6 protein-coding genes and 2 pseudogenes are annotated in these 9387 nt (G+C 26.3%); 2 read left to right on the top strand and 6 right to left on the bottom strand.

Annotated features, from left to right (window positions below; translation table 11 throughout):
• Positions 1-12: 12 nt before the first annotated feature.
• Positions 13-2145, bottom strand: a pseudogene (locus FD726_RS02450) (AAA family ATPase); the annotation flags it as partial.
• 301 nt (positions 2146-2446) lie between these two features.
• A pseudogene (rluD, locus tag FD726_RS02445) lies at positions 2447-3399 on the bottom strand (23S rRNA pseudouridine(1911/1915/1917) synthase RluD).
• A gap of 99 nt (positions 3400-3498) precedes the next feature.
• Here rluD and bamD point away from each other — a divergent pair.
• A complete protein-coding gene (bamD, locus tag FD726_RS02440; RefSeq protein ID WP_159990006.1) occupies positions 3499-4230 on the top strand; it encodes an outer membrane protein assembly factor BamD in 732 nt (243 codons plus the stop codon).
• Positions 4231-4597: 367 nt separating this feature from the next.
• Positions 4598-5779, top strand: a complete 1182-nt coding sequence (gene pheA / locus FD726_RS02435; RefSeq protein ID WP_159990005.1) for a bifunctional chorismate mutase/prephenate dehydratase — start codon at positions 4598-4600, stop codon at positions 5777-5779.
• Here pheA and tyrA read toward each other — a convergent pair.
• From tyrA to trmD, 4 genes are all read right to left on the bottom strand, one after another.
• Positions 5776-6882 (bottom strand): bifunctional chorismate mutase/prephenate dehydrogenase, encoded by a 1107-nt coding sequence (gene tyrA, locus FD726_RS02430; RefSeq protein ID WP_159990004.1) that lies wholly within the window; start codon positions 6880-6882, stop codon positions 5776-5778. The genes pheA and tyrA overlap by 4 nt on opposite strands.
• Positions 6883-6899: 17 nt before the next feature.
• Positions 6900-7964 carry a 3-deoxy-7-phosphoheptulonate synthase gene (locus tag FD726_RS02425; RefSeq protein WP_159990003.1) on the bottom strand — a complete coding sequence of 355 codons (1065 nt, stop codon included), beginning with the start codon at positions 7962-7964 and terminating at the stop codon, positions 6900-6902.
• Between the two features lie 303 nt (positions 7965-8267).
• Positions 8268-8615, bottom strand: coding sequence for a 50S ribosomal protein L19 (rplS, locus tag FD726_RS02420; RefSeq protein WP_159990002.1), 348 nt, complete (start codon positions 8613-8615; stop codon positions 8268-8270).
• A gap of 18 nt (positions 8616-8633) precedes the next feature.
• Positions 8634-9380 carry a tRNA (guanosine(37)-N1)-methyltransferase TrmD gene (gene trmD, locus FD726_RS02415; protein ID WP_159990001.1) on the bottom strand — a complete coding sequence of 249 codons (747 nt, stop codon included), beginning with the start codon at positions 9378-9380 and terminating at the stop codon, positions 8634-8636.
• Positions 9381-9387: the final 7 nt, after the last annotated feature.

Here is a 9387-nt window from a genome sequence, read left to right as displayed (position 1 = left end):
GTTTAAAATAAGTTAAATTATTTCAATAATTTTATTTTTTATACTTATTGTTATATTTTTTTCTTTTGATAATTCTCCTGAAAGAATTTTTTTTGCCAAAGGATTTTCAATTTTTTGTTGAATAGCTCTTTTAAGAGGTCTTGCTCCATGTAAGGGATTATAACTTATTTTTCCTAAAAAATCAAATACTTCTTCACATATGTATAATTTATAACCTTGTTCTTCTAGACGTTTTTTTAATATTTTTAATTGAATTTTTAATATAGAAGTGATATGTTTTTGGTCAAGTGGATGAAATACAACGATTTCATCAATACGGTTTATAAATTCAGGTCGGAAGTATTGATCAACTTTATTTATTATTAATTCTTTTATTTTACTATAATTAACAACAGTAAATTTTTCTTGTATTAAATTACAACCCAAATTAGAGGTCATAATAATTACTGTATTACGAAAATTAATAGTTCGTCCCTTATTATCTGTTAATCGTCCTTCATCTAGTACTTGTAATAAAATATTAAAAATATCTTTATGTGCTTTTTCAATTTCGTCTAATAAAATTACTGCATATGGATGTAAACGTACTGCTTCTGTAATATATCCACCTTGTTCATATCCTATATATCCAGGAGGTGCTCCTATTAGTCTAGAAACTGCATGTTTTTCCATAAATTCTGACATGTCTATTCTTATTATTGAATTATCTCTATCAAACAAAAATTTTGCTAATGATTTTGACAATTCTGTTTTTCCTATTCCACTAGTACCTAAAAATAGGAATGAACCAATCGGACGATTAGAATCAGATAAACCAGAACGATTACGACGAATAGCATTTGAAACTATTTTAACTGCTTCATTTTGTCCTATTACTTTTTTATGTAATTCTTTTTCCATTCGTAAAAGTTTTGTTCGCTCACTTTCCATCATGTTAGATACTGGAATACCTGTCCAACGAGATACGGTATCTGCTATTTCTTTTTCACTAACACGGTTTCTTAATAACTTTGTATTACTTTCTTCTTCATTAGTTAATTTAATAAGTTTTTTTTCTAATTCTGGAATTATTCCATATTGTAATTCAGACATTCTATTCAGATTTACAAAACGACGAGCTTGATCTAAATCTAATTTAGCTTGTTCAAGATTAGTTTTAATATTTTGTGTATTCAGTAGAGAAACTTTTTCAGCTTTCCATTTTTCTTCAAAAATGTTATATTCGACCTCTTTTTGTTTTATTTCTGTATTTATAAGGTCTAACCTTTTTATGCTTGCTAGATCTGATTCTTTTTTTAGCGTCTGCTGTTCAATTTTTAATTGTATAATTCGTCTTTCAAGCCTATCAAGAAATTCAGGTTTGGAATCCATTTGTAACCGAATACTGGAAGCTGATTCGTCAATTAAGTCAATTGCTTTATCTGGTAAGTGACGTTCTGAAATATATCTGTTTGATAAATTAGCTGCAGCAACAATAGCTCTATCAGTAATTTGAACATGATGATGTAATTCATAACGTTCTTTTAGTCCTCTAAGGATAGCTATAGTATCTTCAACACTTGGTTCAGATACATATACTTTTTGAAAACGACGTTCTAGAGCTGCATCTTTTTCAATATAACATCGATATTCATCCAAAGTAGTTGCACCTACACAATGAAGTTCTCCTCTAGCTAATGCTGGTTTTAAAATATTACTAGCATTAATTGTTCCATCGCCTTGTCCTCCTGTAACTATATTATGTAATTCGTCAATAAATAATATGATATTATTTTGATGATGAGATAAATCTTTTAATAAACCTTTGAGACGTTCTTCAAATTCACCACGGTACTTAGCTCCAGCTATTAAATTACCCATATCAAGTGCTAATATTTGACTTTTCTTAAGACTTTCTGGTATTTCCCCATTAACAATACGTTTAGCCAATCCTTCAATTATTGCAGTTTTACCTACACCTGGCTCTCCTATAAGAACAGGATTATTTTTAGTTTTACGCTGTAAAACTTGTATAGTTCGACGTATTTCCTCATCGCGTCCAATTACTGGATCTAATTTATTATTTTCGGCAAGTTGGGTTAAATTAATAGTATATTTATTTAAATAACTTTTACTGTCATATCCTTGATCGTTCATTTTGTGACCTCGTAGATATTATTGCCAGTATTATTAATGGTATATCTTATAATTATTAATTTATAAAAAATAATTATTTCAATTATATTATAATTTTGTGATTATAAATTTAACTACTAATACCTAATCAACTAATTACAAAATTATTGTTAAAATTTTTCTATTTAGTCAAACTTTGATATAAAATGGATATTATTACTAAATAAATTAAAATATTATCTTGCGTTTAAATATTAAAAACTAGAGAAAACAATTAAAATTTAAATCTTTATATTTTATTTATTACAAGTGTTAGATAAAATTTTGAAATTCATTTTGTCTTTCTAAGTGTATTAATAAGGTTAGTCATATCTTCGGGAATTGGAGCTTTAACTAACATCATAACGTTAGTAATAGGATGATAAAAAGTTAATTTTACTGCATGTAATGCTTGTCTGTTAAAATGATATATTTCTTTTTCAATAGTATTTGAACTTTTTTTTCCTATTTTAATACGTCGCTTGCAGTATACTGGGTCTCCTATAACTGGATGTCTAATATAAGCCATATGTACGCGAATTTGATGTGTACGACCTGTCTGCAAACGTATACGTAATCTAGAATAATTTTGATAAAATTCTATAGCTCTATAATAAGTTTTAGCATTTTTACCTTCTAAATTAACTGCCATTTGAGTTCTTTTAATTGCATGGCGAGCTATTGGTTTATTAATAATACCATTTAATGGTGTAATTCCAGCAACAATTGCTTCGTATTCACGAATAATTTCATGTTTTTGCAACATGTTAACTAATTTTGTGTATGCAATAAACGTTTTTGCTATAATAATTAGACCTGTAGTGTTTTTATCTAGTCTATGTACTATTCCTGCACGTGGTAAATTAATTATATTAGGATATTTGTATAACAGTGCATTTAATAATGTTCCATTAAGATTATTTATTCCTGGATGTACTACAAAATTTTTTTGCTTGTTTACGATTAAAATGTATTCATCTTCATATAAAATATATAATGGTAACTTTTGTGGTTCTAAATTTGATTGTTCTACATTATCAAAATTAATAATTACAAATTCACCACCCAGTGTTTTTTTTTTGGTTTATCTACTATATTACCATTTAATGTGATAGATTTATTTAAAATCCAATTTTTTATACAAGAACGAGAATAATTAGTAAGACATTGTTTTAACGCTATATCTATTCTTTGTTTAAATTGAGTTCTAGGTAAAGTTAAAGTATATTGATTTTTATTTGACATAATAATTTATTCACAATAATTAATTTTTACAAAAATAACATAATATACTGTCTTTTTGTTTAATTATATCTAATAATCGAAAAGGATGTTAATCATATCATGAAATTTATAAAGTACGTATCAATCTTTATCTTGTCAATGGCCATTATGACCGGATGTTCTGAATTTAGCATTAAAGAAGTATCTAATCAATCATTAAATGAAATTTATGATATTGCTCAAAAAAATATTAGAAAAGGAAATTTAAAAAAAGCAATTAAATATTTAAAAATTATAAAAAACATAGATCCTAACGGACCATATGCAAAACAAATACAACTTGATTTAATATATATTTATTATAAGAACAGGGATTTTAATTCAGAAGAAAATATAATTAATCATTTTATTAACTTTTATCCAAAACATCCTAATATGGATTATGTAATGTATATGAAAGGATTAACAGAAATGTCTATGGATAATCCAGCGAGCATGAAATTTTTTCATTTTGATCGTTCCAGTAGAGATCCAGAACATGCTTATAATGCATTTATTGTTTTTTTACAATTATTACGTAATTATCCTAAAAGCGAATATGCAACAGATGCTTATAATCGTTTAGTATATTTAAAAAACAGGTTAGCAAATCATGAATTATCTATCGTATCATTTTACGATAAAAAAAAATCTTACGTAGCGGTAATCAATCGTGTTAATAATATGTTAATATACTATCCTGATACAAAAGCAACTCATGATGCCTTACCATTGATGGAAAAAGCTTATCGTAAACTACAAATATATGATGAAGCTGATAAAATTTCTAAAATTATACTATTAAACCATTAAAAATATAATTAAATAAAAATTTATAAATTTTTATTTATATGCAATTATATAATAAATTATTTATATAATCATACTGTAATTTCTTTATTATTTATATTGTATACCATTAATTTTAATGGTATATAAAATCGTAAAAATACAGTTTTAATATTTATTAATATATTGAATTTAAAATAAATCTTAGTAAAAAGATAATATTTTTTATTGATAAAAAATCAATAACTCCTGTAATATAAATCCCACAATAACGGTCTTAAAATTATTGATAAGGTTTTTAATGTAAACTTTGCACTTACGATAGATCTAATTATTGACATAGTATGACTCCTAAAAATTCCTTTATTTTTCCTTTTAATAAGGTACCTTTATGAATTGTAAAGACTCAACGTTAGATATATTACGTAATAATATTAATGAAATTGATGAAAAAATATTGATATTATTATCTCAACGTAGATCGTTATCTATTGAAATTGCTGAAATTAAATTTAGATATAATCGACCAGTTCGTGATGTAGAAAGAGAACAGCTACTTATGGAACGTCTAGTTACAATTGGGAAAAAATATCAATTAAATTCATGTTTTATTATAAAATTATTTCAATTAATAATTGAAGATTCTGTTTTAATACAAAAATATATTATAAAAAAAAAACCTAAAAGTTCATATGAAAACAACGCGATTAAAATTACTTTTCTAGGGCCTAAGGGATCTTATTCTCATATTGCAGCTAGGAAATATTTCACTAGATACTTTGATAATATCATTGAATGTTCTTGTGTAAATTTTTATGATATTATTAAATATGTTGAAAAAGGTATTGCAGATTATGCTATATTACCCATTGAAAATACTAGTTCTGGATCTATTAATGAAGTATATGATTTATTACAGAATACAAACTTATCAATTACTCATGAAATAACCCTATATATAGATCATTGTATATTATCTAAAAAAGGAACTAATTTAGATGAAATTAAAACAATATATAGTCATTCACAACCTTTTCAGCAATGTAGTAATTTTATTAAGATGTTCCCTCATTGGAATATTAAATATACAGAAAGCACAGCAGCTGCAATGAAAAAAGTTTCTGAATTAAATTTATCAACAATAGCAGCAGTAGGTAGTGAAGTTGGAGGATCATTATATAATTTACAAGTATTACGACGAAATTTAGCAAATCAAAGATATAACCAAACCAGATTTATAGTCTTATCGCGTAAGCCAATTGAAGTAGAAGACCATATATCTGCTAAAACAACTATTATAATAGCAACTGGTCAACGTGTAGGCACGTTAATTGATGTATTGCTAGTTCTACGAAAGTATAATTTAATTATTAACAAAATTGAGTCAAGACCTATTAATGGTAATCCTTGGGAAGAAATATTTTATATAGATATTAAAAATAATTTAAAATCAGAAAATATGAAAAGAGCTTTAAAAGATTTAAAAAATATAACTTATTCTTTAAGGATTTTAGGATGTTATCCTAGCGAAGGTGTTACATCAATGGATTATAATAAAACAAACAAATATTAAAAAATATTATTTATTGAATGAATAAAATTATGTTTCTTCGTATTATGGTAAAACCATTTTTTAACACGATTGAATTTTTTAATAAATTTTTGTTTATCTCCTTTTTCTAATAATAAAATGGTTTTACCAAATCTTTTATGATAACGTTTAATCAATTCTATATTATCTTTTGAAGACATAATGATATCAGCATATAGTTGAGGATTTTGAGTAAATAGACGATTTATAAGCGTAAATTCTAACTTAGATATAGGAGGTGAAATAGCTAACAGTTTTTCTATATTAACTTTTTCTTCATTTAAATGTAACCCATAAATAAAAGTAGTAAATTGTCTAAGAGCTTGAATAAATGACATACTATAATCATGCTTTCTTGCACTTATACGATAAATACATAATCCCCATGATTTCATTTGTTCTAAAAACCATTGATAAGCTTGGGGTTTGCGACCATCACAATAAAGTACTAACTGTTTTACTAAGCTAGAAATGTCTGGACCAAACATAGGATGTAAACCTAAAACTGGACCATTATGTACTGCAAGCATAGCTTTTAAAGGAACATTTTTTATTGATATAATATCTACTAAAATACAGTCTTTAGGTAAGTCAGTTAATTTTGCAATTACTTGCTCACTTTCATTTATAGGTACACTTATGATTACCATGCCGACATCAGAAAATAAATTGTTAGATTTATCCCAATCATTCTTATCAAGAATTTTAACATTATAACCAGATGATATTAACATTTTACTAAATAAACTGCCCATTTTACCATCACCACCAATTATAACTATTGGTTTCATATTCGGATATATTTTTTTAAAATTTTTATATTTTATATAACATAATTCTTTTACTATACGTAGAAATATATCTTCTACTAGATCAGGTGAAATATTAAGTTTTATAGCTTTTTTGCGCAGTGATGATCTTATAATATCATCTTTTTCTTGATTATAAGCGCATAAACCGTGGAATTGTTTTAAATTACTAATTTCATTACCTAAAGACAATTTTTTAGCTATCAAATTTAGCAAATCTTTGTCTATATTACTCATTCTATCATGTAATTTATTTAGCTCATTTACTAATATCATTGATTATTAAAACTCCTTTAACGTTTTGATAAAACTCCTTTCAAATTTCTGTGTATATCATATAATAATTTTTCTGTTGATTCCCAATTTATACAACTGTCAGTTACAGAAACACCATATTTCATTTCACTACTTAATTTTTCAGATGGTTGATTGCCTTCATTTATATTACTTTCAATCATAAGTCCAATAATTGAACGATTTCCTTCTTTAATTTGATTAACTACTGATTCAGCTACTAAAATTTGTTTTTTATAATTTTTATTTGAATTACCGTGACTACAATCTATCATTAAAGAAGGATTTAATCCTGCTTTAACCATCTCTTTTTCACATTCAAAAATGTCTTTTGGGCTATAATTAGGCGATTTTCCACCCCTTAAAATTATATGACTATCTGGATTACCTCTAGTTTGTAATAGACAAACTTGACCTGATTGATTTATCCCGACGAAACGATGTGTCATTGAAGCAGCACACATAGCATTAATTGCTGTATCCAAATTACCATCTGTTCCGTTTTTAAAACCAACTGGCATAGAAAGACCTGAAGCCATTTCACGATGTGTTTGTGATTCTGTGGTACGTGCTCCGATTGCTGACCAACTAAATAGATCACCTAGATATTGTGGACTATTAGGATCTAATGCTTCTGTTGCTAACGGTAACCCTATTTTTACTAAAGATAATAATAAGTCACGTGCTATATGTAATCCTGCTTCCATATCAAAAGAATTATCCATATAAGGATCATTTATTAATCCTTTCCATCCAATGGTTGTACGAGGCTTTTCAAAATAAACACGCATAACAAGATATAATTGATCTTTTAGTTTCTTAGAAAGTTTATATAATCTATTAGCATAATCAATAGCAGCCTTTGTATCATGAATTGAACAAGGCCCACATACTATTAAAAACCTTAAATCTCTTCCTGCAATAATATCAGAAATAATTTTTCTAGAAGCAGCAATTTGTATTTCTTGATGTGAGGTTAAAGGAAATTTAGATTTAAGTTCTTCTGGTGTAATTAATATTTGTTCGTTAGCAATATGCACATTATTTAATACATCTCTTTTCATAATTGCATACTCCATGTATTTAAACAGTACTAGAATTATATATTCTGTGTATAATAATCTGAAAAATTATAATTGGTATATTAATAATTTAATAGTTAAGTACTCACAAGAAGTATATGATTAAATAACATTAATCATATATATTCCCAATATTAAAATAATATATGTAAATATCAGTTTGTTTTTTTACTATTTAACAAATTAATACACATAAATATCATTAAAAATGATAAAAAGTCATTAAAATTAAAAGATAAAGTTAAACTATTTTGCAGATTATCTATAATATAGTATATAAAATATTTAATTCAGTCGTTCTTTAATACGTGCAGCTTTTCCTGATAATTTACGTATGTAATATAATTTAGCTTTACGAACATCACCATGACGTTTAACTAAAATACTATCTATTGCAGGAGAATAGGTTTGAAAAACTTTTTCAACTCCTTCTCCATTAGAAATTTTTCTAACAGTAAAAGAAGAAGACAAACCACGATTTCTTCTAGCTATAACAATACCTTCAAATGATTGTAGACGTTTTTTAGCGCTTTCAACTACCCAAATTTTTACTTCTACAGAATCACCCGAACGGAAATTTGGTATTTTTTTATTAATTTGTTGCTTTTCTAACTGTTTAATGATTTCTATCATAATTATCAAATCTCTTATTTATTTTAAAATCATATCTTTTTTAAATTCAGTTAATAACTTTAATTCTTCTTCAGTAAGAATTAGTTTTTTTAAAAGTTCAGGTCTTCTTAGCCAAGTTCTACCTAATGATTGTTTTAACCTCCAACGATAAATTTCGCAATGTTTTCCTGTTAATAATATATCTGGTACTTTTTTCCCTTGTAAAATTTTGGGTCTTGTATAGTGAGGACAATCTAATAATCCATTAAAAAAAGAATCATGCTCTACAGATTCATATTTACCTAATACCCCTGGTATTAACCTACTTATAGCGTCAATAAATATCATTGCAGGTAGTTCTCCGCCACTAAGTACATAATCCCCAACTGACCATTCTTCATCTATTTTAGCTTCAATTAATCTTTCATCTATACCTTTATAACGACCACATACTAAAATTAATTTATCTTGTTTAGCTAATATATTTACTGCTTTCTGATCTAGAATACGTCCCTGAGGAGAAAGATAAATTACTTTTACTTCTTCATTCCCTGCTTGTATTTTTGCTGCACAAATGGCATCAAATAATGGCTGAAACATCATTATCATACCAGGTCCGCCACCATAAGGTCGATCATCTATTGTAAAACGTTTTGTATATGTAAAATCACGAGGATTCCAAATTTGTAGTTTTATAAACCCTTTATTGATACCTCGGCCAATAACCCCATAGTTAGTGATAATTTTAAATATATCAGGAAATAAGCTAATAACACCTATCCACATTTCATTA

This window comes from Pantoea sp. SoEX (genome assembly GCF_009829945.1).
Classification (GTDB): domain Bacteria; phylum Pseudomonadota; class Gammaproteobacteria; order Enterobacterales; family Enterobacteriaceae; genus Pantoea_C.
The sequence above is the reverse complement of the archived record's forward strand: the minus strand, read 5'-3'. Positions and strand labels throughout refer to the sequence as shown.

Coding starts and splice junctions, on each gene's coding strand:
- bamD (WP_159990006.1), top strand. CDS start 3,499: ATGAAATTTATAAAGTACGTATCAATCTTTATCTTGTCAATGGCCATT.
- pheA (WP_159990005.1), top strand. CDS start 4,598: ATGAATTGTAAAGACTCAACGTTAGATATATTACGTAATAATATTAAT.
- tyrA (WP_159990004.1), bottom strand. CDS start 6,882: ATGATATTAGTAAATGAGCTAAATAAATTACATGATAGAATGAGTAAT.
- FD726_RS02425 (WP_159990003.1), bottom strand. CDS start 7,964: ATGAAAAGAGATGTATTAAATAATGTGCATATTGCTAACGAACAAATA.
- rplS (WP_159990002.1), bottom strand. CDS start 8,615: ATGATAGAAATCATTAAACAGTTAGAAAAGCAACAAATTAATAAAAAA.
- trmD (WP_159990001.1), bottom strand. CDS start 9,380: ATGTGGATAGGTGTTATTAGCTTATTTCCTGATATATTTAAAATTATC.